The 26,558-nt window shown below is 58.5% G+C and carries 18 protein-coding genes and 1 pseudogene; 10 read left to right on the forward strand and 9 right to left on the reverse strand.

Translation table 11 applies throughout. The features are described 5' to 3' along the window. Positions 1-4: 4 nt before the first annotated feature. From WFN75_RS14105 to WFN75_RS14130, 6 genes and pseudogenes are all read right to left on the reverse strand, one after another. The gene (locus WFN75_RS14105; protein WP_336996370.1) at positions 5-1,624 is read right to left on the reverse strand and encodes a glycoside hydrolase family 43 protein; all 1,620 of its coding nucleotides are present in this window, start codon (positions 1,622-1,624) and stop codon (positions 5-7) included. 12 nt (positions 1,625-1,636) lie between these two features. Further along, complete coding sequence (locus WFN75_RS14110) at positions 1,637-3,016, reverse strand: MFS transporter (RefSeq protein ID WP_336996371.1); 1,380 nt, start codon at positions 3,014-3,016, stop codon at positions 1,637-1,639. A 350-nt stretch (positions 3,017-3,366) separates the two neighbouring features. Next, positions 3,367-5,334 carry a YjhG/YagF family D-xylonate dehydratase gene (locus WFN75_RS14115; RefSeq protein ID WP_336996372.1) on the reverse strand — a complete coding sequence of 656 codons (1,968 nt, stop codon included), beginning with the start codon at positions 5,332-5,334 and terminating at the stop codon, positions 3,367-3,369. 14 nt (positions 5,335-5,348) lie between these two features. Beyond that, positions 5,349-6,257, reverse strand: a complete 909-nt coding sequence (locus WFN75_RS14120; protein ID WP_336996373.1) for a dihydrodipicolinate synthase family protein — start codon at positions 6,255-6,257, stop codon at positions 5,349-5,351. 291 nt (positions 6,258-6,548) lie between these two features. Further along, on the reverse strand, positions 6,549-7,001 hold the full coding sequence (locus WFN75_RS14125; protein WP_336996374.1) for a YhcH/YjgK/YiaL family protein: 453 nt from the start codon (positions 6,999-7,001) through the stop codon (positions 6,549-6,551). Between the two features lie 146 nt (positions 7,002-7,147). Beyond that, positions 7,148-7,225 (reverse strand): annotated as a pseudogene (locus tag WFN75_RS14130) (hypothetical protein); the annotation flags it as partial. Between WFN75_RS14130 and pyrL the strand changes: the two are divergent. From pyrL to gbpA, 5 genes are all read left to right on the forward strand, one after another. Further along, complete coding sequence (gene pyrL / locus WFN75_RS14135) at positions 7,205-7,309, forward strand: pyr operon leader peptide (RefSeq protein ID WP_072039576.1); 105 nt, start codon at positions 7,205-7,207, stop codon at positions 7,307-7,309. The pseudogene WFN75_RS14130 and the gene pyrL sit on opposite strands and share 21 nt — an antisense overlap. Before the next feature lie 34 nt (positions 7,310-7,343). Then, entirely contained in the window at positions 7,344-8,276 is a 933-nt protein-coding gene (gene pyrB / locus WFN75_RS14140; RefSeq protein ID WP_046886522.1) for an aspartate carbamoyltransferase, read from the forward strand. Between the two features lie 12 nt (positions 8,277-8,288). Beyond that, positions 8,289-8,750: an aspartate carbamoyltransferase regulatory subunit gene (gene pyrI, locus WFN75_RS14145; RefSeq protein ID WP_040077423.1), complete on the forward strand. Its 462-nt coding sequence runs from the start codon at positions 8,289-8,291 to the stop codon at positions 8,748-8,750. Between the two features lie 63 nt (positions 8,751-8,813). Then, positions 8,814-9,200 (forward strand): 2-iminobutanoate/2-iminopropanoate deaminase, encoded by a 387-nt coding sequence (ridA, locus tag WFN75_RS14150; RefSeq protein WP_040077424.1) that lies wholly within the window; start codon positions 8,814-8,816, stop codon positions 9,198-9,200. A 182-nt stretch (positions 9,201-9,382) separates the two neighbouring features. After that, positions 9,383-10,843, forward strand: coding sequence for an N-acetylglucosamine-binding protein GbpA (gene gbpA / locus WFN75_RS14155; protein WP_336996375.1), 1,461 nt, complete (start codon positions 9,383-9,385; stop codon positions 10,841-10,843). Between the two features lie 36 nt (positions 10,844-10,879). Here gbpA and WFN75_RS14160 read toward each other — a convergent pair whose 3' ends face one another. Further along, positions 10,880-13,264: a beta-N-acetylhexosaminidase gene (locus WFN75_RS14160; protein ID WP_336996376.1), complete on the reverse strand. Its 2,385-nt coding sequence runs from the start codon at positions 13,262-13,264 to the stop codon at positions 10,880-10,882. Between the two features lie 849 nt (positions 13,265-14,113). Then, complete coding sequence (gene mgtA / locus WFN75_RS14165) at positions 14,114-16,822, reverse strand: magnesium-translocating P-type ATPase (RefSeq protein WP_336996377.1); 2,709 nt, start codon at positions 16,820-16,822, stop codon at positions 14,114-14,116. Between the two features lie 491 nt (positions 16,823-17,313). Here mgtA and treR point away from each other — a divergent pair, with 491 nt between their 5' ends. The 5 genes from treR (at position 17,314) to nrdG (ending at position 24,632) form a co-directional block, all read left to right on the forward strand. Further along, positions 17,314-18,261, forward strand: coding sequence for a trehalose operon repressor TreR (gene treR / locus WFN75_RS14170; RefSeq protein ID WP_212478323.1), 948 nt, complete (start codon positions 17,314-17,316; stop codon positions 18,259-18,261). Positions 18,262-18,386: 125 nt separating this feature from the next. Then, positions 18,387-19,805: a PTS trehalose transporter subunit IIBC gene (treB, locus tag WFN75_RS14175; RefSeq protein WP_263617457.1), complete on the forward strand. Its 1,419-nt coding sequence runs from the start codon at positions 18,387-18,389 to the stop codon at positions 19,803-19,805. A gap of 48 nt (positions 19,806-19,853) precedes the next feature. Beyond that, the gene (gene treC / locus WFN75_RS14180; protein WP_336996378.1) at positions 19,854-21,509 is read left to right on the forward strand and encodes an alpha,alpha-phosphotrehalase; all 1,656 of its coding nucleotides are present in this window, start codon (positions 19,854-19,856) and stop codon (positions 21,507-21,509) included. A gap of 373 nt (positions 21,510-21,882) precedes the next feature. Further along, positions 21,883-24,021 (forward strand): anaerobic ribonucleoside-triphosphate reductase, encoded by a 2,139-nt coding sequence (gene nrdD, locus WFN75_RS14185; RefSeq protein WP_046886426.1) that lies wholly within the window; start codon positions 21,883-21,885, stop codon positions 24,019-24,021. A gap of 146 nt (positions 24,022-24,167) precedes the next feature. Beyond that, a complete protein-coding gene (nrdG, locus tag WFN75_RS14190) occupies positions 24,168-24,632 on the forward strand; it encodes an anaerobic ribonucleoside-triphosphate reductase-activating protein (RefSeq protein ID WP_336996379.1) in 465 nt (154 codons plus the stop codon). On the opposite strand, the gene WFN75_RS14195 is transcribed toward nrdG, so the two are convergent. Beyond that, positions 24,629-26,539: a BglG family transcription antiterminator gene (locus WFN75_RS14195; protein ID WP_040077433.1), complete on the reverse strand. Its 1,911-nt coding sequence runs from the start codon at positions 26,537-26,539 to the stop codon at positions 24,629-24,631. The two genes, nrdG and WFN75_RS14195, sit on opposite strands and share 4 nt — an antisense overlap. Positions 26,540-26,558: the final 19 nt, after the last annotated feature.

Below are 26,558 nucleotides of genomic sequence, written 5' to 3' on the forward strand. Positions count from 1 at the left end.
GGCGTTACGCCTCTTCTGGCGTATAGCTAAAGTAGTCGAAATCAGCGTGGCAACCGTCACCGCTGATATCCTCGCAGTGCAGCCCGACAAAGGCCCCGGTAAAGAAGCCGCGCCCGCCAATATAGTCATCTGACAACTTCCACGCCTCGAAGGTGATGGGCACGCTGTGCCAGGTTTCACCGTCGAAGGAGTAGCTGTAGTGATACTCAAGACGATCGACCTCCACCCGCAGCCAGATGCTTTGCGCATCGTCCGGCACCGGGATGGGCTGCTCGTGCAGCGGCCAGAGCGGCTGGTTCTGATCGAGCTGAATGACTTTCAGGGTGCGCCCCTGCCCCTCCTCGTAATCGACAAAGCAGTAGCTCCAGTTTTTGCTGTTGTAGTAGCAGGTGAGCCCGGCACTCTGCTGGAAGTGGCGCGGCGAAAATTCCATGCGCGTCTCGGCCGTAAAGGTGAAATGCTGCCAGCGGCGTGCGACGGTAGATTGCACAAAGGTCGAGTTCAGGGAGTCGTTGCCGTACAGCCGCAGCCAGCCCTTGCGGGCGCTCAGGGAGCCGAGCGAGGCATCGAACGGGATGCGCAGGGTCTGCAGTTCCGGGTCGAGGGTCGCGTGGTCAAAGTCGTCCCGCCAGGTGGCGGGCGCGGCCACGTTGCTCTCTGCCATCTGCGGCCCCGGCACGCTGAGCTGCGCGTGTTTTCCCCCTTCCACATACGGCCAGCCGTCGCGCCATGCGATGCGGGCGATGCCCGTCTCGCGCCCCAGCGAGCAGTAGCCGCGCCCACCGCTTGCCAGCAGCGGGATGCCCGGCCTGCGCTGCGGGCGACTGGTGAGATAGGCCATAAACCACTCTCCGGTATGGGTCTGGAGCAGCGAGCCGTGGCCGCTTTTTTGCAGCGGATTCTCCGGCAGGTGCCAGCTGGTCATCATTGAGACCTCCGGGTGCAGTTCGTACGGCCCCTCCAGCGTGCGGGAACGCAGCACCACCACCGCGTGCTCGTAGCTGGTGCCCCCCTCCGCCACCAGCAGATAGTACCAGCCCTCTTTACGATAAAGGTGCGCCCCTTCGGTGTAGCCCAGCGGCGTGCCGGTGAAGAGCGTTTTACGCTCCGGCGACAGGGTGTGGGTCCCGGGGAAGTACTCCTGCATCACGATGGTGTTATGCGGATTACTGTGGTGGCGCGGCCCCCAGGGGCGATAGAGGTAATATTTGCGTCCATCGTCGTCATGGAACAGGGACGGATCAAAGCCGCCGTTGCCCATCGGGATCGGCTCGCTCCACGGCCCCTCGACGGAGGGGGCGGTGACGAGGAAGTTGCGCCCATTTTTCCAGGGTGAATCGACAATTTTAACGTCGGTGTAGAGCAGCCAGAACTGCCCGTCGGCGTAGCTCAGGCACGGCGCCCAGATCCCGCCGGAGTCCGGGTTGCCTTTCATGTCCAGCAGCGACACGCGGTCCAGCGGGGTGCTCGCCAGCCGCCAGTTTTTCAAATCCAGGGAGTGGTAGATGCGCACGCCAGGGAACCACTCGAAGGTGGAGGTGGCGATGTAGTAATCCTCGCCCTGCCGGCAGAGCGACGGGTCCGGGTTAAAGCCGGTAAGAATCGGGTTGGTAATGGTGTACATGGTGCCTCCTGCTTAATGCGATGTTGCGGTGGTGGCCGCCGGAAGATCGTCGCCTCTGGCCGCCCGGTGCTTGATCAGCTGCTGGCTGATATCCTCCACGCGCGCGTCCGTGAGCTTGTAAAAAGAGAGCATGATGAACATGCCCACGTAGAGGGTGACCGGCACCACGCAGAACAGGATTTTGATGGTGGAGAGCACTTCCACGGGCTGCACGCTGCTGCTGGCGGAGTAGTTCACCCAGGCCAGGATCCAGCCTACCAGCGCGCCGCCAATGGCCAGGCCAATCTTCAGGGCGAAGAGATAGGTCGAGAACACCAGCCCATCCAGACGGCGGCCGCTGCGGCTCTCTTCGTAATCCACCACGTCAGAGGCCATCAGCCACTGCAGCGGCGTGGTGGTGTTAAAGACAAACAGGAACAGGATATTCAGGGCGAAGATCAGCGCGATATGCTCGGCTGGCGTAAAGAAGATCAGCAGGCTAATCAGGGAGTAGGCCACGATGATCCACTTGAAGGCTTTAACGCGATCGAAGCGGCCCAGCAGCCGGGATGAGCAGAGCGAGCCAAACATGGTGGCGATGCTGCCGTACAGCAGAAACTGGGTCGCCATCTCCGGATGGTCCATCACGTATTTCACGAAGTAGAGCGTGGCCCCGCCGCGCACCACGTTGGAACAGGTCGCCATCATTTTAAAGGCACACATAATGCGCCACTGGCTGTTGCCCAGCAGCAACTTAAGATCTTTCGAGACCGATGCCCCCGGCTGCACCTCAAAGGTGTAGCGCTCTTTGGTGGTGAAGAAGCAGACATAGAGCAGCACCACGCCGCAGAGCCCCAGCACACACATGGCGCCGAAGTAGCCGAGCTGTTCGTCACCGCGGCCGATGATCCCCACCAGCGGCAGCGCGATACCGCTGATCGCCAGCGATCCCGCCGCCGCCAGGAAGAAGCGCCACGACTGCAGGGCATGGCGCTCTTTCGGATCGGCGGTGATCACCCCCGGCATGGCGCAATAGGGCACGTTAACGAAGGTGTAGACCAGCGTCAGCAGAATGTAGGTAATGCAGGCGTAGATGATTTTGCCATTGGCCGAAAACTCAGGCGTGTAGAAGGTGAGCATGCAGACCAGGCCAAAGGGGATCGCCCCCCACAGCAGAAACGGGCGGAACTGGCCGTGGCGCGTGCGGGTGCGGTCCACCAGCAGCCCCATTAGCGGGTCGGTCACGGCATCCAGCACGCGAGAGACTAAAAACAGCGTGCCCATTATTCCCGCCGAGAGGCCAAACACGTCGGTGTAGAAATAGGCCAGCAGGAACATGGTGGCCTGCCAGACGAAACCACAGGCGGTGTCACCCAGCCCGTAGCCAATTTTATCTTTCATGGTTAACTGCATCTTTACCCCCAACGCAAAGTGGAACGGTACCGACGTCAGGGACCTGAGCCAGGGAAAAAGCGCCCCGGCGCATCGACAGGAATACACCCTTTGGTCATCTGATTAATTACAAAATCGTGTTAATAAAGTGTAATAAGAGGCTTATTTTTCCGGCAATGGTCATTTCTGGTTTATGAATTATGATATTTTGCTTTTGTGATTCCGGTCGTTATCAACGCACCAGGTAGAATGTTTTTATCTTATATTTTAGTGAGTTATTAAATTCTTATTGCGTTAATCTAAATATATTTCAGACAGCAAAAAGCCGTCCGCGAATTTCTCTTCGCAGACAGCCTTTTTTATTTCAGAACCTAAAGTCCGAGTGCTTTTTTACCGGCGTTAATAACCTCGATAATTTTATCTGTGTCGTAAATACACCCTTTCCAGGTGCCACCACTCACCGACTGCAGTGCCGCCCACAGGCGGGTATCGTCCGGCAGGAAATCGTGAGCGTGCAGTTCCGGATGCGGCGCGCGCAGGGCCAGCACCGCCGCCCCCTGCGCCGGGGTAAGGGGATCTTCCAGCGTGCCGATAAAGTTCACGCTCCCGGTCAGGCGAAGGCGATCGACCTCGATGGCGATGATGTCGTTATCGCGCAGCTTGCCAATCGGCCCGCCCGCCAGCGCCTCGGGGGCCACGTGGCCGAAACAGGCCCCGGTTGAAACGCCCGAGAAGCGGGCATCGGTGATCAGCGAGACCGTCTTACCCCAGGAGACATGCTTCAGCGCCGAGGTGAGCTGGTAGGTCTCTTCCATCCCGGTGCCGGAAGGGCCGCCGCCTATCACCACCATGATGTCGCCCTCGGCAATCTCGCCGTTTTTAATCGCTTTAATGGCCCGCGCTTCCGAGACAAACACCCGCGCCCGTCCGGTATGGCGATAAACACCGTCTTCCCCGACCACAGAGGGATCGATGGCCGTGGCTTTGATTACCGAGCCATCCGGGGCGATGTTGCCCACCGGGAAGGCCACCGTCGAGGTGAGGCCGCGCGCTTTGGCACGCGCCGGGGGCAGGATCACGTCATCCGGATCCACGCCGTCTTCCTCACGCAGGCACTGGCGGAAGCGCGCCCGGCGCTCGGAGGCCTGCCACCAGTCAAGGTTTTCGCCTACCGTCTGGCCGGTGACCGTCATCGCATCTTCATGCAGCAGGCCCAGCGCGCGCAGGTGGAGCATCACCTCCGGCACGCCCCCGGCAAGAAACGCCCGTACCGTGGGATGATAATCGGGGCCGTTCGGCAGCACGCTCACCAGCCGCGGGACGTTACGGTTGATGCGCGTCCAGTGTTCCACATCCGGAATGGTGCAGCCCGCCGCGTGGGCGATGGCCGGAATGTGCAGCAGCAGGTTGGTGGAGCCGCCAAAGGCCGCGTGGATCACCATCGCGTTCTCGATGGCTTTATCCGTCAGGATGTCGCGGGTGGTGATGCCGCGGGTATCCAGCTCGCTCACCGCCCTGGCGGACTGGCGGGATATCTCCAGCCAGACGGCCTGGCCAGAGGGGGCCAGCGCCGAATGGGGCAGCGCCAGCCCTAAGGCCTCGGCCACCACCTGCGAGGTGCCTGCGGTGCCAAGAAATTGACACCCGCCCCCCGGTGACGCGCAGGCGCGGCAGCCCAGCTCGGCGGCCTCCTGCAACGACAGCTCGTGGTTGGCATAGCGCGCGCCGATGGTCTGAACCTTACCGGCATCTTCCCCGTGCGTCGGCGGCAGCGTGGCCCCGCCCGGCACCAGAATGGTGGGCAGATCGTGCATAGAGGCCAGCGCAATCATGGTGGCGGGCAGCCCTTTATCACAGGTGGCGACGCCAATCACCGCCCGGCGCGTGGGCAGCGAGCGGATAAGTCGCCGAAAGACGATAGCGGCATCGTTACGGTATGGCAGGGAGTCGAACATGCCGTGGGTGCCCTGCGAGCGGCCATCGCAGGGGTCGCTGACAAAGGCGGCAAACGGAATGCCACCGTTACGGGTGATCTCTTTCGCCGCCGCCTGCATTTGCAGGCCAATCTCCCAGTGGCCGGTGTGGTAGCCCAGCGCTACCGGGCGTCCGTCGCCCGCGCGGATCCCCCCCTGGGTGCCGATGATCAGCACCTCTTTGCCGGTCAGCTTATTGGCATCCCACCCCATCCCGGCGTTTTGCGTCATACCGAACAGGTTACCGCTGGGTGACTCCATCAGCATTTGCGGGGTCAGCGGTAGCGCCCCCTGCGGCCCGGCTGCGTGGGTTTTCACCGAGTAGAAAGCGTGATCCTGCGGCGTAAAAATCGTTTCAATCGGCATCGTGACCGTCCGGCTCAGCAGAGTTTGAGCTGTTGTAGCAGTGATTTCAGCTGCGCTTTGCGCGCCTCATCCAGCGGCCCGGCAGGCGGCAGCACGTAAGTTGATACCGGGCGACCACAGAGGGAGATGGCCTCTTTGATCACGTTCACGAACGGCGTATCCAGCTGATACATCTGCGGAATTTGCAGCATGGTCTGGTGGTACTGCGCCGCCCGGGCCAGATCGCCATCGCGGAATGCCTGCAGCAAGTTCACCGACACCTGCGGGGCAAAGTTACCGCTGGCCGAAATGGCGCCATCGCCCCCCAGCAGTAGGGTATTGAACAGATGGTCATCGTAGCCGCAGAGCACCACAAAGTGCGGATGGGCCGCCTTCACGGTAAGGATCATGCTGCGCAGATGGGCCACGGAGTCGATGGTGTCTTTGATCCCCACGATATTGCTGCGCGAGTCCACCAGGGTTTTCACCAGCGCAGGAGTGAGATCCTGCCCGGTCAGGGCCGGGAAGTTGTAGAGGATCACCGGCAGGGTGACGCTGTCTGCCACCTGCTGGAAGTAGCGAATCAGGTTGGCTTCTGACACTTTCCAGTAATAGGGATTGATGACCACAATCCCGTCCGCCCCTGCCTGCTGGGCATGCTGACTCAGCTCAAGGGTTTCGCGGGCGTTGGTGCCTCCGGTGCCAATCAGTACCGGTACGCGGCCGTTCACATGCGCAATGGCAAACTCGGCAATCGCTTTGCGCTCGTTGGTATTGAGCTGGGTAAACTCCCCGCCGCTGCCGAGGAAAAACAGGCCATCCACCCCGGCGTTGATCATGTCGTCGATCAGCGCGGCAGTGCCCGCTTTATCGAGCATGCCGTCCGGGGTGAAAAGGGTGGAGACAGGCGGAATAATTCCCGAAAACTGCGCGGTCTGCTGCATGGGATCTCCTTGCTTAATCGTTTTGTTCTACATTATAGAACAGCGTTCGTTTATTTAACGATCATACTATGACGCAGAAAAAGCGCAGGACAATGGGATGAGATGAGGGAGTGCGGGAAATTTAAGCTGGATCACATTCTAAAGGGTGCGGTCTGGTGCCCTCACCCTAACCCTCTCCCACAGGGAGAGGGAACTTTTAAAACCTCTCCCCAAAGGAGCGAGGAAGGAAAGACGGCTCGGTACAATCCCCTCTCCCCTCTGGGGAGAGGGTTAGGGTGAGGGGTAAAAGAATTACCCCACCAGCATCTTCACAACCACCTTACGCACCTGCCCCGGCGCGCCCACCGCGCAGAGCGGCTTGTGCACTTCACCAGGGTAGAAGACCACAAAATCCCCTTCGTTCAGGACTACCGTCTTCTCTTGCTCCCCTTCCGGCAGGAAAGCGATATCTTTGTCCGCCAGCCAGTCGGTATCCGGCGTGCCGTTTGGCAGGGTGCTGAAGGTCATCCCCTCCTGGCCTTTCAGGACAATCTGGATATCCAGATAGCGGGCATGATACTCCGCGCGGCGCTCAGCAAAGGGCTGGGTCATATCTTCCGAGACCAGGAAGAACAGACGGTTGCCGTCGATATCATGTTTACCGTTCGGGGTCGCCCCGGTAACGTGCGTTATTACGTGCTCAATCGCCTGACGCAGTTCCGCAGGCAGCCAGCTCTGGAGGTTGTGAATATTGCCAACGATCATGGTTGAATCCTCAATATAAAACACCGTTTCATTTTAAACTTTTATACGAGAAATTTGGCTGCCATACCACTACTTTTTGGCCGGGATTTGCCGCAGCGCATAACCATGCAATGCAAACCGTTTGCTTTGCTTAAAGCGTGAATTTATCGCTTGATCCCGCCTTCAGGCTGCGTATAATGCCCCACAATTTGCCGGGAGGAAGCATGGTTCAGTGTGTACGACATAATGTCTTACCGCGTCTCAAAACAGACGCTGGCCTGCCGTTTTTCTTCCCGCAGCTATCCCTATTCCCAGAGCCCCTCATTTGAGGGGCTTTTTTTTGCCCGGCGTCAGGAGATAAACATGAATCCGCTTTATCAAAAACACATCATTTCCATAAACGACCTTAACCGCGAAGAGCTGGAGCTGGTGCTGGAAACCGCGGCAAAACTGAAAGCCAACCCGCAGCCGGAGCTGTTAAAGCATAAGGTCATCGCCAGCTGCTTCTTCGAGGCCTCCACCCGTACGCGCCTGTCGTTCGAGACCTCAATCCACCGCCTGGGTGCCAGCGTAGTGGGCTTCTCCGACAGCAGTAATACTTCGCTGGGCAAAAAGGGCGAAACCCTCGCCGATACCATCTCGGTCATTAGCACCTACGTGGACGCCATCGTGATGCGCCACCCGCAGGAGGGGGCCGCGCGCCTGGCAACCGAGTTTTCTGGCGGTATTCCGGTGCTGAACGCCGGTGACGGGGCTAACCAGCACCCCACCCAGACCCTGCTGGATCTCTTCACCATTCAGGAGACCCAGGGGCGGCTGGAAAATCTGAACATCGCCATGGTCGGCGACCTGAAGTATGGCCGCACCGTCCACTCTCTCACCCAGGCGCTGGCGAAGTTTACCGGCAACCGCTTCTACTTTATCGCCCCGGACGCGCTGGCGATGCCGCAGTACATTCTGGATATGCTCGACGAGAAAGGCATTAAGTGGAGCCTGCACGCCAGCATCGAAGAGGTGATGGGCGAAGTGGATATTCTCTATATGACCCGCGTGCAGAAAGAGCGCCTGGATCCCTCCGAATACGCCAACGTAAAAGCGCAGTTTGTTCTGCGCGCCAGCGACCTGGAGGGCGCACGCGCCAACATGAAAGTGCTGCACCCGCTGCCGCGCATTGATGAGATCACCACCGACGTCGATAAAACGCCGCACGCCTGGTACTTCCAGCAGGCCGGCAACGGCATCTTTGCCCGCCAGGCGTTACTGGCACTGGTTCTGAATCGCGATTTAGCTCTGTAAGGGGAGACGACCATGACACACGATAACAAACTCCAGGTTGAAGCCATCAAGCGTGGCACCGTGATTGACCACATCCCCGCGCAGGTGGGCTTTAAGCTGCTGACCCTGTTCAAGCTGACCGAAACCGACCAGCGCATCACCATCGGTTTGAACCTGCCGTCCGGCGAGATGGGGCGTAAGGATTTGATAAAAATCGAGAACACCTTCCTCACCGACGAGCAGGTCAACCAGCTCTCGCTGTATGCGCCAGACGCCACGGTGAACCGTATCGACGACTACGAAGTGGTGGGCAAATCCCGTCCGAGCCTGCCAGAGCGTATCGAGAGCGTACTGGTCTGCCCGAACAGCAACTGCATTAGCCACGCGGAGCCGGTCAACTCCAGCTTTGCGGTAAAAAAACGCGCCAACGATATCGCGCTGAAGTGCAAATATTGCGAAAAAGAGTTTTCCCATACGGTGGTGCTGGCCGGTTAATCCGCAATGACGTGTATAATGGCCGGGAATCCGTTTTTATCACGCTGTTATTCAGGAGAAAACATGACCAAAGTACTCGCGACGGAAAATGCACCAGCCGCTATCGGCCCGTATGTTCAGGGCGTTGATCTGGGCAGCATGATCATCACCTCAGGCCAGATCCCGGTGAACCCGAAAAATGGCGAAGTGCCGGAAGACGTGGCCGCGCAGGCGCGCCAGTCGCTGGAAAACGTGAAAGCGATTGTTGAATCCGCAGGCCTGAAAGTGGGCGATATCGTGAAAACGACCGTTTTCGTTAAAGATCTCAACGATTTCGCTACCGTTAACGCCACCTATGAAGCCTTCTTCACCGAACACAATGCGACCTTCCCGGCGCGCTCTTGTGTAGAAGTGGCCCGTCTGCCGAAAGACGTGAAGATCGAGATCGAAGCGATCGCCGTACGCCGCTAACGCTTGTTTTTTAATATTAAGGCAGCCCAGGCTGCCTTTTTTTATTTCCCCGATACACAGCCCAAAATAGCCTTCAAGTTTTTTCACTATTATTTTTCGTCCCGCCATTCCATGACTTCATTTTTATTCCGCGCAACACTAACTGCGCCCAAAAGCATTACTCTCTTTTAATGGAATAATAAATGAAACTGTCTAAAATTGCGTTGGCACTTGCCACACTCACGGTTGCTTCATCGGCTTTAGCTCACGGTTATGTCCAGTCTCCGGCCAGTCGTGCTTATATGTGCAAACTGGGTCAGAACGTTGACTGTGGCACCGTACAATATGAACCGCAGAGCGTGGAACGCACCTCCGGCTTCCCGAACGGCACCCTGCCGCCTGATGGTCAGCTCGCCAGTGCGGGCATCTCCCAGTACTCTCAGCTGGATCGCCAGAGCCTGAACGCCTGGACCAAAACCCCAATGACCGCCGGCGCGCATACCTTTACCTGGTATCACACCGCCCCGCATAAAACCACCAACTGGCGTTATTACATCACCAAACAAAACTGGGATCCAAATAAGCCACTGACCCGCGCGCAATTTGAATCTACGCCATTCTGTACCGTTAATGGAAATGGCCAGGCGCCAGCCGTTACCCAGAATATGAATTGTAATGTTCCGGAACGTACGGGTTACCAGGTTATTTACGCGGTATGGGAAATTGCCGATACCACAAATAGCTTCTACCAGGCTATCGACGTTGATTTCGGTAATGGCGGCAGCCAGACGCCGGACGAAACCCCAGCGGTCGTGTCTGAGTGGGCAAAAACCCTCAACGGCCAAATTTCCGGCAATAACCTGAACGCTGGCGATAAAGTGATTGCCCGCTTCTTCGATGCCAACGGTGAAGTGGTCTCCATGCGCACCGAAATGACCATCTCCTCTGACGCCCAGGGCGATGCTAACCAGTGGTCTTACGACCTGGCGCAGAAAATCAACGCTGAGCAGAACGATGTCCGCGTAGGGATGAAAGATGAAGGCGGCGATGTGAACCCGGTTCACGGCGCAAACAGCGTGTACGTGAGAGAGGGCAGCGCCCTGCGATCCGTAGCCATCTCTTATGAAGAGCAGCAGGCTCAGGTGGACGAAAGCATTGCCGTGAGCAATGTCCAGTACAGCAAAATCGTTAACGGCAACGCGACCGTCTCCTTCCACGTTAACACTCAGGGTGATGTGAATCTGGAAGCGCACGTGATGAACCATCAGGGCGCGGAGAAAGGCTATCTGAAGCAGGATATGAACAACGCGAATCAGGATGTCACCATGAACCTGACTAACGTGACGGCTGGCCACCATATGCTGAAATACTACGCGACCAATAAAGACGGCACCCTGTTTGCGCAGGACGTTATCAACATGATGCTGGAAGAGGATTCAGCCAGCGCCGATACCGGTACTGCGGGCCAGTATGACTACCGCTTCCCGGAAAACCTGAGCAGCTACACTGCGGGCACCGTTGTTCTGCAGCCGAAAAATGGCAAAACCTACCAGTGCAAACCGTTCCCATATAGCGGCTACTGCGTACAGTACAAGAAAGCGGCTAACCAGTATGAACCGGGTGTCGGTTCACACTGGCAGCAGGCCTGGGTGCTGAAAAAATAACACCCCTTCCCTCTCCCACCCGGGAGAGGGATTTTTTTACTGATTGCGCGTCGCGCGCAGCAGTTTTTCCAGCGGATAGACCACCGCGATCACCACCTCATCCTGAATCTGTGCCGCACCGTCCAGCTCACGCTGAATTGAGGCAATCTCGGCATCATCCAGCGTCCCTTGTCGCGCCACAAGATCGGTGAGCCGCAAGCCAATGGACGACAACTTATCCACCTCCTGAATCACCGGCTTCAGCGCTTTTAACTGATAGTTGCTTTCGCTGAGAGCCAGCGCATCGCTGGTGTTGTTCTGCCAGCGGGTAAAGACATGCCGCAGCGCGTCGGCGCTTTCGTTGTCTTCGGCATCGCTCACCAGACGTTCCGCCCACTTGTTCATCTGACGCACGGTATGACTTTCCGCACTCAGGGCATCCGCGTAGCGGTTCAGCGGCTCGAACTGATGGTAGTTGCCTGCCTGGAACTTCAGGTGCTGGCGCGTGTAATACTGCGCAGGCTCCAGCGCCTGGGCGAGAATTTGCAGCGCCACGGTATCGGTATTATTTGCCAGGCGGATAAACTGCGTCTGCTGCTGGCTATGCTGCTGCAGACCTGCAGAGACGGTGCTCCAGGTGTCCATCGCCTGCAGGCGGGTGTACATGTTGTCGATGTCCGTCACCTCTTTCGCCGACCATAGCCGCTCCGCCACCGCAAACGCCCGCGGCCAGAGCTTGATATCCAGCACCGGCGCGGCCACGTTCTCGGCCCACAACGCCACTTCGCCACCCAGCAGGTTCGCCTGTTGCGCGGTATCCGGAACGGCGGGCATGATCCCCTTCGGCACCGCATCCAGGCGGGCACCGGTCACCGGATAGCGTACATTGCCCACGAGGAAGTAGCCGCTGAGCTTATCATCCGTGACGGTGATGACCGGGCGGGTTTCCCCCATCCAGGTATCCACCGTGAAGCTCACCTGATTGTCGGCGCGCCACTCAATGTCGTTTACCGCCCGACGGGATTTACCGTTGAAATCGATAAATCCGCGCCAGCCTTTCTCGCCGGTCACCAGCGTAAAGCTGCCCTCTACCGGCTTGCCTTTCAGACGCGGCATGCTAAATGACCAGCTTTGGGCGCTGTCGTTGTCGGTAATCACATCCACATTATTGAGCCCCTCGGGCACCACTTCGTTGCGGTAGTGATAAGCGGTGCTCTGTGGCTGATCGAGATAAAAACCGGTGGAGAGGATGCCCTTATACCCCTGCTTCGCCACTTCCCCCAGTGCGTCCTGCCCCTGCCAGGACTGGATCAGGATGCTTTTTGGCAGATCCGGGTGGAAGATTTCGTCCCAGCCCACCATCTGGCGCTGATTTTTCTCGAGGATGGTCTCCAGCTTGCGGTTGAAATACGCCTGCAGCGCGTGGCTGTCGGCCAGCTTATTGTCGCGCATAAACTGCTGGATCCTGGCATTGGCTTTCCACTGGCTGTCGTCCACCTCATCCCCGCCGATGTGCAGATAAGGATCGGGGAAGATCGCCGCCAGTTCGCTGACCATCGCCGCCGCGAAGGTATAAGTCGCCTCTTTGGTCGGATCGAGTACCGGCTTCAGCACGCCCCAGTGACGCTCCATCTCATACGGGCCGGGGGCGCTCATCAGCTCAGGATAGGCCACCGCAATTGCCGAGGCGTGGCCTGGCATGTCTATTTCAGGCACCACGCGGATCCCCCGCGCCGCGGCGTACTTGACCACCTCACGCATCTGCTCCGGGGTATAGAACAGCCCGTCGCTGGCGAGCTGGGTCAGCTTTGGATAACGCTTCGAAGTAAAGCGCCAGCCCTGATCGTCGGTGAGGTGCCAGTGCAGCACGTTAAGTTTCGCCGCCGCCATGCCGTCGATCTGACGTTTGATCGCCTCCAGCGGAATAAAGTGACGGGCAGAGTCGAGCAGCAGGCCACGCCAGGGGAAGCGCGGCTCATCTTCAATCGAGACCCACGGCAGCGCGGTGTTTTCCGGGCCGTTCTGAATCAGTTGCAACAGGGTTTCCATCGCCCGCAGCGCGCCGAAGCGGGTATTCGCGGTGATAGCCACGCCATTCGCGTTAACGGTCAGTTTGTAACTCTCATCACTGTCCGGCTTTGGCAGCGCGTCCACCTTGCGGGCAACGGTAATGGTGATGGTCGGCTTATCCGGGTTGGCGGGCTGCGGCTGTAACGTCCAGCCGGTTTGCAGCGCAATGCGATCGCGCAGACGGGTCACGGCATCGCTGAGATCGTCTCCGCTGACCTTGACCGCGACCTGATTGGTCAGCACCAGCGCGCCCTGCGTGCCGGGATGCTCTACCTTTGCCGGCCAGGGCATCAGGGGAAGATCGCCCACCGGGGAGGCAAACGCAGACGCGCCGAGCATAAGCCCGGCGGTTAAGAGGCTGTACCGTAACATGAAAGTTCCTTATTTGACGGGCCAAAAAAAGTAAAACATTTTGTTAACATGCCCCATATTAGGGGTCAAGCTAACAGGATGACGTAGATCACAGCCTGTCTAATTTAGGAAAAAATAGGGGTCTGTTTGAGGAGTGCTTACCGCAATGCGCTGCGTGGAGAGAGTAAAATGGCAACCGGGGTTGTAATGCCAGTCAGTTAAGCAATCCGGTATTTCTATGTCACTGAAGTGGAAAGTTTCCGTTCACTATGGCATCTCTGCTTTATGCCGGTTCCGCTGCGGTGAACGTGCCAGGGGGCTCGCCGCCGCCCCCCTGGCTACCCCGGCTCCCGGCAATGAAAATCGCCGCTTCGCGGTACCCTCGGCTTTCTCCCTCCGGCTATCGGGTCGGGCGCGATCCTACATCCCTGTAGGTCACGCCCTCTCGGCGCATCCCTGCGCCTCGCCCCGGCCTGCGGTCAACGCCTCGGCGATTTTCTGCCGGACTGGTCCCCTCCCTCCCGCGACTCTGCGGCCTGACCGGGGCACGGGTGTTGACTCCCCGCTGAAATCGGCGAACCGGAGACCGGATGACAAGGGCTGGACGCCATGGATGGCGGCCAGAGGCGAAGCGAGACAGGGACGTCGAGTTGAGCCGACCGCAGGCAGGAGGTCGGGAGGTGAGCGCAGTGCGAAGCACCGATTTCGTCGCGGGGCCGCGGGGATTGATAAGGGGGGCCCGGCGGTCCCCCTTATCACGTTCACGGGTGGTGTAATGCCATATTCTGCTGAACATGAGGTGAACGGAACGATTCCACTGTGCTAACTGATCGGCATTACAACCGGGGTTGCCATTTATTATTAAAACGCTTACTGCCAGCCATAGCGGCGGCTATAGAACCCTTTCACCATCTGGGTCAACACCATGTACCCGGCCAGGATCGCCACCAGCCACGGGAAGTAGCTCAACGGCAGCGCCTGTAGCTGCAGGTAACTCGCCAGCGGCGAGAACGGCAGCGCAATGCCCAGCAGCATTACCAGCCCGGTCATCAGGATCAGCGGCCAGGCCGCACGGCTCTGGATAAACGGGATGCGGCGGGTACGGATCATATGCACAATCAGCGTCTGCGACAGCAGCCCGACCACAAACCAGCCGGACTGGAATAGCGTCTGCGCTTCCGGCACGTTGGCATGGAACACAAACCACATCAGGCAGAAGGTCAGGATGTCGAAGATCGAACTGATCGGGCCAAAGAAGAGCATAAAGCGTCCCAAATCCGCCGGATTCCAGCGCTGGGGTTTGCGGATCTGCTCCTCGTCGACGTTATCGAACGGGATCGCGACCTGCGACACGTCATACATCAGGTTCTGAATCAGCAGGTGCAGCGGTAGCATCGGTAAAAACGGCAGGAAGGCGCTGGCAACCAGCACGCTAAAGACGTTACCGAAGTTGGAGCTTGCGGTCATCTTGATGTATTTCAGCATGTTGGCAAAGGTGCGGCGCCCCTCGATGACCCCCTCTTCCAGCACCATCAGGCTTTTTTCCAGCAGGATAATATCAGCCGCTTCCCGCGCGATATCGACCGCGCCGTCCACGGAGATACCGATGTCGGCCGCCCGTAGCGCCGGGGCGTCGTTAATACCATCCCCCATAAAGCCCACCACGTGCCCTTCGCGCTTCAGCAGGGTAACGATGCGCTCTTTGTGCATAGGCGTCAGGCGCGCAAACAGGGTGGTACGTTTGGCCAGTGCGGCCAGTTCATCGTCTGAAAGCCGTTCGATATCGCTGCCTGTCACCACGTCGCCCGCGTCCAGCCCCACGTCGCGGCACACTTTGGCGGCCACCAGCTCGCTGTCGCCGGTGAGGATTTTTACCGTGATGCCGGAGGCTTTTAGCGCCTTTAGCGCCGGAGCGGTGGTCTCTTTCGGCGGATCGAGGAAGGCGATATAGCCTTCGAGGATCAGATCCGATTCATCGATACGCTGGTAATCCCCCTCGCGCGCAGGCAGCCGTTTTGTCGCCACCGCCACCACCCGCAGCCCCTGACGGTTCAGGGTATCGGTCACCCGGGCGATGCGGCGCAGCATGCTCTCATCCAGCGGCACTACGTTGCCGTTATGACGCACGTGGGTCGAGACCGCGAGGACCTCCTGCAACGCCCCTTTGCAGATAAGCGTATGCACATCCTCCTGCTCGCTGACCACCACAGACATACGGCGGCGTTCAAAGTCGAAGGGGATCTCGTCCACTTTTTGCCAGCGGGCAGAGAGCGTCCGCGCGGCGGTTTCGTCCACCCCTTCCAGTACCGCCACGTCGAGCAGGTTTTTCAGCCCGGTCTGGTAGTGACTGTTCAGCCAGGCGCTGTGCAGCACGCGCTCGCTGCTTTTGCCGGAGATATCCGTGTGGTTCTCCAGCACGATTTTATCCTGCGTCAGGGTGCCGGTTTTGTCGGTGCAGAGGATATCCATGGCGCCAAAGTTCTGAATGGCGTCGAGGTGTTTAACAATCACTTTTTGCTTTGAGAGCTTCACCGCCCCGCGCGCCAGCGTGGAGGTGACAATCATCGGCAGCATCTCCGGGGTTAAGCCCACGGCTACTGACAGAGCAAACAGCGCCGCCTCCCACCAGTCGCCTTTGGTGTAGCCGTTGATCACCAGCACGATGGGGGTCATCACCAGCATAAAGCGGATCAGCAGCATGCTGACGCGGCCAATCCCCTGCTGGAAGGCATTGGGTTCACTCTGCTGCTCGCTGACGCGCCCGGCAAGCTGGCCGAACCAGGTATTGCCGCCGGTGGCGATCACCATCGCTTGCGCTGTACCGCTTACCACCGTGGTGCCCATAAAGCAGAGGGTATCGCACTCCAGCGGATGGGTTTGCTGCGGGTTGCGGCTGCGGGCAACCTTCTCTACCGGCAGCGATTCCCCGGTGAGCGAAGCCTGGGCCACGAACAGATCCCTTGCCTGCAACAGGCGTAAATCCGCCGGGATCATATCCCCGGCGGCCAGCTTCACAATATCCCCGGCCACCAGTTGATCGACGGGCAACTCACACCACGCGTTCTCGCCTTTATCATTAATGACGCGCAACACCGTGGCGGTATTGCTAACCATCGCTTTCAGGGCATCGGCGGCTTTGGTCGAGCGCGCCTCCTGCACAAAGTTCAACAGCGTGGCGATGGCCACCATCAGGGCGATCACCCCGGCGGCAAAGAGATCTTCCGTGGCGTAGGAGATGACCCCCAGCAGCGTGAGCAGTAGATTGAACGGATTGCGGTAGCAGGACCAGAGGTGCCGCCACCAGGGGGCCGGCTGTTGCGCCGGGATCTGGTTGTCGCCATGGGCTTCGCGCACGGCGACCACCTCGGCAGGATTCAGCCCTTCCGGGTGGCTGCCAAAGGTGTGCCACAGCGTCTCTTCGTCCATCGCCGCCACGCGCAGGCAGTGGGCAGAAAGGCTATCTGGCAGGGTGGCATCGGCCAGCTGTTTGCCAGTCATCATCGGGTCGCGCTGTACCAGACGACGCGGCAGGTGGCGGCTCAGTTGGCTGAGCAGCAGTTGGGTTAAATTTTTGAACATAGTCAGTCCCCCGCACCCGCAACAGCGGGTGCAGAATATCCTTCAGACGTGACAAGGCCGCGCCTGAGAGGCGATCTGTTTTATGCAGGGACGTTTTTGGACGTCACTGCCTTACGCATCCGGTAAGGCAGTGAAAACAGGCTTACCGGCGTGAAGGGGCTCTCCGTCGGGGGAGAGGGGTGGGATCGGGATCCATAAAGCCTCCGGTAAGAAAAAAAGTAAGCCGACGCGCAGTATAGGGTTTTAACCATACCGTGAGTGACATTTCGGGCGGTATGATAATCGCCGGGGACTAAACCAAACGTAAACCAGACTTTGCCCATTGCGGATCCCCCTGCCCGAATTAGAACCTATTCCACAGGGCCGACTTATTACGGCCAGTCTGGAGACGCACAACGCGGTCCGGACCCAAACAGGCCATTAAACGAGCCCAATGGGGTAGACTGTTAGGCTTATTGATCACTTCATTGTCGTATTACAGGGAACAGAGCATGCAGAACCGCCTGACCATCAAAGACATCGCGCGCTTAAGCGGCGTGGGCAAATCGACCGTTTCACGCGTGCTGAATAACGAAAGCGGTGTCAGCCAGCGTACCCGTGAACGCGTCGAGGCGGTGATGGAACAGCATGGCTTCTCCCCTTCTCGTTCCGCGCGCGCCATGCGTGGGCAGAGCGATAAAGTGGTGGCGATCATCGTCACGCGTCTCGACTCTCTCTCGGAAAACCTGGCGGTGCAGACCATGCTGCCGGCCTTTTATGAGCAGGGTTACGACCCCATCATGATGGAGAGTAAGTTCTCGCCGCAGATGGTGGAAGAGCACCTCGGCATGCTGCAGCGCCGCAATATCGACGGCGTGGTGCTGTTTGGTTTTTCCGGCATAGAAGAGCAGATGCTCGCGCCGTGGCAATCCTCGCTGGTGCTGATGGCGCGCGATGCCGCCGGGTTTGCCTCGGTCTGCTATGACGACGAAGGGGCGATCCTGACGCTGATGCAGCGCCTGTATGAGGGCGGCCATCGCCACATTAGCTATCTGGGGGTGCCGCACAGCGATATCACCACCGGCCAGCGCCGGTATGACGCTTATCTCTCCTTCTGTAAAAAACGGGCGTTGCCTGCCGTGGCCTCGCTGCCGGGGCTGAGTATGAAGCAGGGCTATGACCAGGTGGCCGCCGTGCTTACGCCGCAAACCACCGCCCTGGTCTGCGCCACTGATACCCTGGCGCTGGGAGCAAGTAAGTACTTACAAGAGCAGCGCATCGATAACCTGCAGCTGGCCAGCGTGGGTAATACCCCCTTGATGAAGTTCCTGCACCCGGAGATCATCACCGTCGATCCCGGCTACGCCGAATCGGGTCGTCAGGCTGCTTTACAGCTGATCGAGCAGATCACCGGCCGCAGCGAACCCCGACGAATTACCATTCCCGCCACCCTCTCCTGATCCCTTCCGTTACGGTTTATTGTGATCTTCGCCGGGTTTCGGGAACGTTCCCGTTTTCGTGCGTCTGCTTAAAGAGTAGCCTTGCGTCCAGTTCCTTCCCTACACCTGTGTCATGAGGCTTCATGATGAGTAAAGTAAAACAAGACGATATTGATCAGCTGATCGTACTGGTTGGTGGACGTGAAAACATCGCCACCGTCAGCCACTGTATTACCCGCCTGCGCTTCGTGCTGAACGATCCGGCCAAAGCCAACCCGAAGGCCATTGAAGAGTTGTCGATGGTGAAAGGGTGCTTCACTAACGCCGGGCAGTTCCAGGTCGTGATTGGTACCGAGGTGGGCGATTACTACAAAGCCCTGCTCGCCACGACCGGCCACGCGTCAGCGGATAAAGAGCAGGCCAAAAAAGCGGCGCGACAGAATATGAAGTGGCATGAACAGCTCATTTCACATTTCGCCGAAATCTTCTTCCCGCTGCTGCCTGCGTTAATCAGCGGCGGCTTGATTCTGGGCTTCCGCAACGTGATTGGCGATGTGCCGATGAGCGACGGCAAGACCCTGGTGCAGCTCTACCCGACGCTGCAAAGCATCAATGACTTCCTGTGGCTGATCGGCGAAGCCATCTTCTTCTATCTGCCGGTGGGCATCTGCTGGTCGGCGGTGCGCAAGATGGGAGGGACGCCCATTCTGGGGATTGTGCTGGGCATCACGCTGGTCTCTCCGCAGTTAATGAACGCTTACTTACTGGGTCAGCAGGTGCCGGAAGTCTGGAACTTCGGCCTGTTCACCATCGCCAAAGTAGGCTATCAGGCGCAGGTGATCCCGGCACTGCTGGCTGGTCTGGCGCTGGGCATGATTGAAGCCCGTTTAAAACGCATAGTGCCCGATTACCTCTATCTGGTGGTGGTGCCGGTCACGTCGTTGATTCTGGCGGTCTTCCTCGCGCATGCCTTTATCGGCCCGTTTGGCCGGATGATCGGCGACGGCGTCGCCTGGGCGATGCGTCACCTGATGATCGGCAGCTTCGCGCCGGTGGGCGCCGCGCTGTTTGGCTTCTTGTATGCACCGCTGGTTATTACCGGCGTGCACCAGACCACCCTCGCTATTGATATGCAGATGATTCAAAGCATGGGCGGTACCCCGATGTGGCCGCTGATTGCCCTGTCGAACATCGCACAGGCTTCGGCAGTGACCGGCATTATTCTGGTGAGCCGCAAACATAACGAACGCGAAATCTCGGTTCCGGCGGCCATCTCTGCCTATCTGGGGGTCACTGAACCGGCGATGTACGGCATCAACCTCAAGTACCGCTTCCCAATGCTGTGCGCCATGATCGGCTCAGGTCTGGCGGCGCTGCTGTGCGGCCTGAACGGCGTGATGGCGAACGGCATCGGCGTGGGCGGACTGCCGGGTATCCTCTCCATTCAGCCAGACTTCTGGCAGGTGTTCGCGCTGGCGATGGCGGTGGCCATCATCGTGCCAATGGCTTTAACCACCGTGATGTATCAGCGCAAGTTCCGCCAGGGCACGCTGCAGATTATTTAACTCTTTTCGGGGCGCCCTTGCGCCCCTTCGCATTTGCAGGAACGTATTATGACTACCCTTCCCCACTGGTGGCAAAACGGCGTTATCTACCAGATCTATCCAAAAAGCTTCCAGGACACCACCGGCTCCGGCACCGGCGACCTGCGCGGGGTGACGCAGCGTCTCGACTATCTGCAAACGCTGGGCGTTGATGCCATCTGGCTCACCCCGTTTTATATCTCCCCGCAGGTGGATAACGGCTACGACGTGGCGAACTATACCGCCATCGACCCGACTTACGGCACGCTGGATGATTTTGATGAGCTGGTCGCCGGCGCCCACGCCCGCGGCATTCGCATCGTGCTGGATATGGTCTTCAATCATACCTCCACGCAGCACGCCTGGTTTCGCGAGTCGCTCAACAAAGCGAGCCCGTACCGACAGTTTTATATCTGGCGCGACGGCACCCCGGATCAGCTCCCGAATAACTGGCGCTCTAAATTTGGCGGCAATGCCTGGCGCTGGCATACGGAGAGCGAGCAGTACTACCTGCATCTGTTTGCCCCTGAGCAGGCCGATCTCAACTGGGAAAATCCGGCGGTGCGTAACGAGCTAAAAAAAGTCTGCGCGTTCTGGGCCGATCGCGGCGTGGACGGGCTGCGCCTCGACGTCATTAACCTGGTGTCGAAGGACCAGGCCTTCCCGGACGACGAGGTGGGCGATGGGCGTCGTTTCTATACCGACGGGCCGCGCATTCATGATTACTTGCAGGAGATGAGCCGCGACGTCTTTACGCCGCGTAACCTGATGACGGTGGGTGAGATGTCCTCCACCACGCTGGAGCACTGCCAGCAGTATGCCGCGCTGGACGGGCGCGAACTGTCCATGACCTTTAATTTCCACCACCTGAAGGTGGATTATCCCAACGGCGAGAAGTGGACCCTGGCACAACCCGATTACGTGGCGCTCAAAGCTCTTTTCCGTCACTGGCAGCAGGGAATGCACAACCGGGCGTGGAATGCGCTGTTCTGGTGTAACCACGATCAGCCGCGCATCGTCTCCCGCTTTGGCGACGAGGGCGAGTATCGCGTCCCGGCGGCGAAGATGCTGGCGATGGTGCTGCACGGTATGCAGGGCACGCCATACATCTACCAGGGTGAAGAGATTGGGATGACCAACCCGCACTTTACCCGCATTACCGACTATCGCGACGTAGAGAGCCACAATATGTTTGCCGGGCTGCGCACCGCCGGACACGATGCGGACGCGCTGCTGGCGATTCTGGCGAGCAAATCCCGCGACAATAGCCGAACCCCGATGCAGTGGGATGCCAGCCTCAATGGGGGCTTTACCGGGGGCGAACCCTGGATTGCCCTGTGCAATAACACCCGCGACATCAACGTGCAGGCGGCGCTTAACGATCCCGATTCGGTGTTTTATACCTACCAGCGGCTTATCGCCCTGCGCAAAGCGATTCCAGTGTTGACCTGGGGCGATTATCAGGACCTGCTGCCCGAACATCCCTCCCTCTGGTGTTATCGCCGTCAGTGGCAGGGACAAACATTGATGGTGGTCGCCAACCTGAGCCGGACATGCCAGTCCTGGCAGCCCGAGGCCGCAGAGGGGGAATGGCAGACGGTGATAAGCAACTATAGCGAAACGGCCAGCCATCCTGCTGCCATGACGCTGCGCCCGTTTGAAGCGGTATGGTGGCTGCAGTCATAAACCAGAAGGCCGGGCGTAATAATTACCCCGGCTTATTATGCTGTTTTTGTTGAATATTTAATCAGCTTTATTCTCTGCATATTTACAATCGTCCTAACGCCCGCCATTTGTACGCTCGTCTTTTTGCTTTGTCCTGAATCAAATAAATCGCAAACATGTTTGATGCAAATCACTATATGTAGCACTTAAAATGCACGCCAACCCAACATCTTGTATTAGGCGTCTACGCTTTCAACAACGAGATGACAAGAAATTGTGGATAACAACTGTGGGTAACGCGGGAAGTCGCTGGGCCCTGTGCCATTGCGCCCAGTGCATACTTCTCCACCTCTGTGGATAACCGGTAGTTATAAATAGATAAAATGGAGTGATCATGACACCGCATGTGATGAAACGTGATGGCTGTAAAGTGCCGTTCAAATCAGAGCGCATTCAGGAAGCTATTCTGCGTGCAGCTAAAGCAGCGGGAGTCGATGACGCAGATTATTGCGCCACCGTCGCAGACGTCGTTTGTAACCAGATGAACGGCCGCAGCCAGGTCGATATCAATGAGATTCAGACGGCGGTGGAAAACCAGCTGATGTCCGGCCCCTATAAGCAGCTGGCGCGCGCTTACATCGAGTATCGCCATGACCGTGATATCCAGCGCGAGAAGCGTGGCCGCCTGAACCAGGAGATCCGTGGCCTGGTGGAGCAGACCAACCCGGCCCTGCTGAACGAAAACGCCAACAAAGACAGCAAAGTGATCCCCACTCAGCGCGATCTGCTGGCCGGGATCGTGGCCAAACACTATGCCCGTCAGCACCTGCTGCCGCGTGACGTGGTGCAGGCGCATGAGCGCGGCGAGATCCACTATCACGATCTCGATTACTCTCCCTTCTTCCCGATGTTTAACTGCATGTTGATCGATCTGAAAGGGATGCTGACCCAGGGCTTCAAGATGGGCAATGCCGAGATTGAGCCGCCAAAATCCATCTCTACCGCCACCGCCGTCACCGCACAGATCATTGCCCAAGTGGCCAGCCATATTTACGGCGGGACCACCATCAACCGCATTGACGAAGTGCTGGCCCCGTTCGTAACGGCAAGCTTTGAGAAGCACCGCAAAGTCGCCCAGGAGTGGCAGATCCCGGATGCAGAGGGTTACGCGCACTCCCGCACCGAGAAAGAGTGCTACGACGCTTTCCAGTCGCTGGAATATGAGGTGAACACCCTGCACACCGCTAACGGTCAGACGCCGTTTGTCACCTTCGGATTTGGTCTCGGCACCAGCTGGGAGTCGCGCCTGATCCAGCAGTCGATTCTGCGCAACCGCATCTCGGGCCTTGGCAAGAACCGCAAAACGGCGGTGTTTCCGAAGCTGGTCTTCGCCATTCGCGACGGCCTGAACCATAAGTTTGGCGATCCCAACTACGATATCAAACAGCTGGCGCTGGAGTGCGCGAGTAAGCGCATGTACCCGGACATCCTCAACTATGACCAGGTCGTTAAGGTTACCGGCTCGTTCAAAACGCCAATGGGCTGCCGCAGCTTCCTTGGCGTGTACGAAGATGAAAACGGCGAGCAGATCCACGACGGGCGTAACAATTTGGGCGTGATTAGCCTTAATCTGCCGCGCATCGCGCTGGAGGCGAAGGGTAATGAAGCGGCGTTCTGGTCGTTGCTGGAGAGCCGTTTGACCCTGGCGCGTAAGGCCCTGATGACCCGTATCGCCCGTCTGGAAGGGGTAAAAGCCCGCGTCGCCCCCATTCTCTATATGGAAGGGGCATGCGGCGTGCGCCTGAAAGCGGATGACGACGTCGCGGAGATCTTCAAAAACGGCCGTGCCTCTATTTCGCTGGGCTATATCGGCATTCACGAAACCATTAACGCGCTGTTTGGCGACAAGCACATGTATGACAGCGCGGCCCTGCGCGCCAAAGGGGTCGCGATTGTGCAGCGTCTGCGCGACGCGGTTGACCAGTGGAAAGACGAAACCGGCTACGGCTTTAGCCTCTACAGCACCCCAAGCGAAAACCTCTGCGACCGCTTCTGCCGCCTGGATACCGCGGAGTTTGGCGTGGTCGACGGCGTAACTGATAAAGGTTATTACACCAACAGCTTCCACCTTGACGTGGAGAAGAAGGTGAACCCGTACGACAAGATCGACTTCGAAGCGGCCTACCCGCCCATCGCCAACGGCGGCTTCATCTGCTACGGCGAGTACCCGAACATTCAGCACAACCTGAAGGCGCTGGAAGACGTGTGGGATTACAGCTATCAGCATGTGCCCTATTACGGTACTAACACGCCAATCGACGAGTGCTATGAGTGCGGCTTCACCGGTGAGTTTGAGTGCACCAGCAAAGGCTTCACCTGCCCGAAATGCGGTAACCACGATGCCGCCCGGGTGTCCGTCACCCGTCGTGTGTGCGGTTATCTTGGCAGCCCGGATGCGCGTCCGTTCAACGCCGGGAAGCAGGAAGAGGTGAAGCGCCGCGTGAAGCATTTGGGGAATGGGCAGCTCGGTTGAGTTTTTACCGGGTTCTCCCCCTCACCCTACCCCTCTCCCTCAAGGGAGAGGGGACCGATCGAGCACGTTGTTATGCCTGTCGCCGGTTTTCTCCCTCTCCCTGTGGGAGAGGGCGGGGTGAGGGGTAAGAGCATCAGGTTAAACCTATGAATTATCATCAGTACTACCCCGTCGACATCGTCAACGGCCCCGGCACCCGCTGCACGCTCTTTGTGGCAGGCTGCGTTCACGAATGCCCCGGCTGTTACAACAAAAGCACCTGGCGTCTGAACTCAGGCATGCCATTTACGGCAGAGATGGAAGATCAGATCATCAAGGATCTGAACGACACACGCATTCACCGCCAGGGGATCTCCCTCTCCGGCGGTGACCCCCTTCACCCGCAGAATGTGCCGGAGATCCTGAAGCTGGTGAAGCGAATCCACCGCGATTGCAGCGGCAAAGACATCTGGGTCTGGACGGGCTATAAGCTGGATGAGCTGAACGACGCCCAGCGGGAAGTGGTGGATCTAATTAACGTGCTGGTGGACGGCAAATTTGTGCAGGATTTAAAAGACCCGGCGCTGATCTGGCGCGGCAGCAGCAATCAGGTCGTTCATCATCTGCGTTAAAAGCGGCTCAGGCACTCCACCGCCACCGTTTTAAATGCCGCAAAATCACCGCAGCCGCACAGCCGCGCCATCGCCCGCTCGCGTAAAAAGGTGACGAAAATATCGTAGATCGCCATCGCCTCTTCGTACTCGCTTTTGCTAATGGCCAGCAGGAAGATAACGTGCGCGGTTTCATCCCCCCACTGGATCCCCTGCGGGGCCAGCACCGTATAGACCACGGTCTTTTGCGCCAGCAGACCCAGCGAGTGCGGCAGCGCTATGCCATCGCCCAGCATGGTGCTGACGATGGCTTCACGTTCAATCACCGAGTCGAGAAATTCGCTGTTTACAAAGCCTTCTGACTGAAGCTGTTCACACAGCTGGCGGAACAGCGTCTGCTGGTCGATGGGCTGGTCAATAATGCGGAAATGAGCGGCGTCGAAATACTTCTCCAGCATCCACGGGCGGGTGCGGTCCACCAGCACCAGCTTGCCAATCTGCTCCAGTTGATAATCGGTCGGAAAGGGGGCGATCTGCACCACCGGCTTGGCCTTTTCGCTGATACGCGCGGTAGAGATAACAAAGTCTTCGGCGATGGCCTCACTCTGCTCGTACTCGCGCAGCGTCACGGTGCGGGTCACCTCCACCTGCGGGTATTTGCGCTGCAGCACCGCTTCGATCATTCGCACCATCGCGTTACCGGCATCACACACCAGCAGCACCCGCGGCTGGCGCTGGTAGCCGATATTGTAGTGACGCTCCAGCCCCACGCCGATATGCAGCACCAGAAAACCTATTTCGTTTTCGCTGATGACATAGGGGGTATATTTGCCCCAACTCGACACGGCGGCCAGAGTCATATCCCAGGCCATCGGGTAGTGCTGTTTGATGTTATCCAGCAGCGGGTTGGGGATCATGATCTGATAACGCACCCGGGTGATCATGGTCTTGATGTGCGTGAGCAGATCCGCATGCAGCTGGGCATCGCTGAGCAGGTTGTAGTTATAGTGGGTGTTGATATAACCCAGAATATAGTTAACCAGCGCTTCGTCGTCGTCGGCATTGATGGCGCTGGGGGCGATATCCTGGATCTGGCGCGCCGCAAGGTGCACGCAGAGCCAGTTCTCTTCGGAGGGGGCCAGCGCTTTATCCGCCAGAAGCGCTATCGCCGCGGCAATATCCTTTGCGGCATCCCGTACGTTCTCTTCCACATCTTCCGCGCTGAACTCCGGCAGCGGGTAGCCTTCGCTGATGCGACGTACCGACACCGCGCAGTAGAGGCGGACAAACAGCTCCCCCTCATCGGTAAGGCGGATGTGATGGCGGGTTAGAGTATCGTGGAGTACGGCCACCAGCTGTTCCGGAACGCCTGCGTTCAGCGCCACCTCGGTGACCAGCGGATTCAGGCCGTCCTGCTGCGCCAGTTCCCACAGCAAATCGGTCAGGCAGGCGCGAATGGACATCTCGCTGCCAAACAGCTTCATACCGTGGCGCGGACGCGTCTCCAGCGTCAGGTTATAGCGGGTAAACCATTCCCGAACTTCAACCATGTCACTTTGCAGGGTGGCACGGCTGATAAACCACTCGTCGGCCAAATCTTCCAGCTTGAGGGAAAAAGCCGAGGTAAGAAAACGCACCACCAGGTAGTGCACCCGCTCCGGCCCGGTTCGCGGAATACGCAGCGCGCGCGGGTGAGATGACTGCAGCTGCTGATAACGCTCGGCGTCGTCAATTTTGAGTTGATAGCCATTGCCACGGCTCAGAATAAACTGCGCGCCGTGGCTCGCCAGCAGCGCGTTCAGGGCGGTGATATCAGCACGGACGGTTCGCGTGGAGACCGACAGCCGCTGCGCCAGTTCGTCCTGCGGCAGCGTCTCGTTTTGCAACAGGTCGAAAAGTTGCGCTAAACGTTGGTTCGGGAATCGCACGGGGATGTCCTCTTACAGC

It is taken from the genome of Leclercia sp. UBA7405 (assembly GCF_037152215.1).
Lineage (GTDB): Bacteria > Pseudomonadota > Gammaproteobacteria > Enterobacterales > Enterobacteriaceae > Enterobacter > Enterobacter pneumoniae.

Excerpts from the sequence above, each read along its gene's own strand:
- treB (WP_263617457.1), top strand. The coding sequence starts at position 18,387 with ATGAGTAAAGTAAAACAAGACGATATTGATCAGCTGATCGTACTGGTT.
- WFN75_RS14120 (WP_336996373.1), bottom strand. The coding sequence starts at position 6,257 with ATGCAGCAGACCGCGCAGTTTTCGGGAATTATTCCGCCTGTCTCCACC.
- treR (WP_212478323.1), top strand. The coding sequence starts at position 17,314 with ATGCAGAACCGCCTGACCATCAAAGACATCGCGCGCTTAAGCGGCGTG.
- WFN75_RS14160 (WP_336996376.1), bottom strand. The coding sequence starts at position 13,264 with ATGTTACGGTACAGCCTCTTAACCGCCGGGCTTATGCTCGGCGCGTCT.
- nrdD (WP_046886426.1), top strand. The coding sequence starts at position 21,883 with ATGACACCGCATGTGATGAAACGTGATGGCTGTAAAGTGCCGTTCAAA.
- pyrL (WP_072039576.1), top strand. The coding sequence starts at position 7,205 with ATGGTTCAGTGTGTACGACATAATGTCTTACCGCGTCTCAAAACAGAC.
- treC (WP_336996378.1), top strand. The coding sequence starts at position 19,854 with ATGACTACCCTTCCCCACTGGTGGCAAAACGGCGTTATCTACCAGATC.
- WFN75_RS14110 (WP_336996371.1), bottom strand. The coding sequence starts at position 3,016 with ATGCAGTTAACCATGAAAGATAAAATTGGCTACGGGCTGGGTGACACC.
- pyrB (WP_046886522.1), top strand. The coding sequence starts at position 7,344 with ATGAATCCGCTTTATCAAAAACACATCATTTCCATAAACGACCTTAAC.
- nrdG (WP_336996379.1), top strand. The coding sequence starts at position 24,168 with ATGAATTATCATCAGTACTACCCCGTCGACATCGTCAACGGCCCCGGC.
- mgtA (WP_336996377.1), bottom strand. The coding sequence starts at position 16,822 with ATGTTCAAAAATTTAACCCAACTGCTGCTCAGCCAACTGAGCCGCCAC.
- WFN75_RS14125 (WP_336996374.1), bottom strand. The coding sequence starts at position 7,001 with ATGATCGTTGGCAATATTCACAACCTCCAGAGCTGGCTGCCTGCGGAA.
- ridA (WP_040077424.1), top strand. The coding sequence starts at position 8,814 with ATGACCAAAGTACTCGCGACGGAAAATGCACCAGCCGCTATCGGCCCG.
- pyrI (WP_040077423.1), top strand. The coding sequence starts at position 8,289 with ATGACACACGATAACAAACTCCAGGTTGAAGCCATCAAGCGTGGCACC.
- WFN75_RS14105 (WP_336996370.1), bottom strand. The coding sequence starts at position 1,624 with ATGTACACCATTACCAACCCGATTCTTACCGGCTTTAACCCGGACCCG.
- gbpA (WP_336996375.1), top strand. The coding sequence starts at position 9,383 with ATGAAACTGTCTAAAATTGCGTTGGCACTTGCCACACTCACGGTTGCT.
- WFN75_RS14115 (WP_336996372.1), bottom strand. The coding sequence starts at position 5,334 with ATGCCGATTGAAACGATTTTTACGCCGCAGGATCACGCTTTCTACTCG.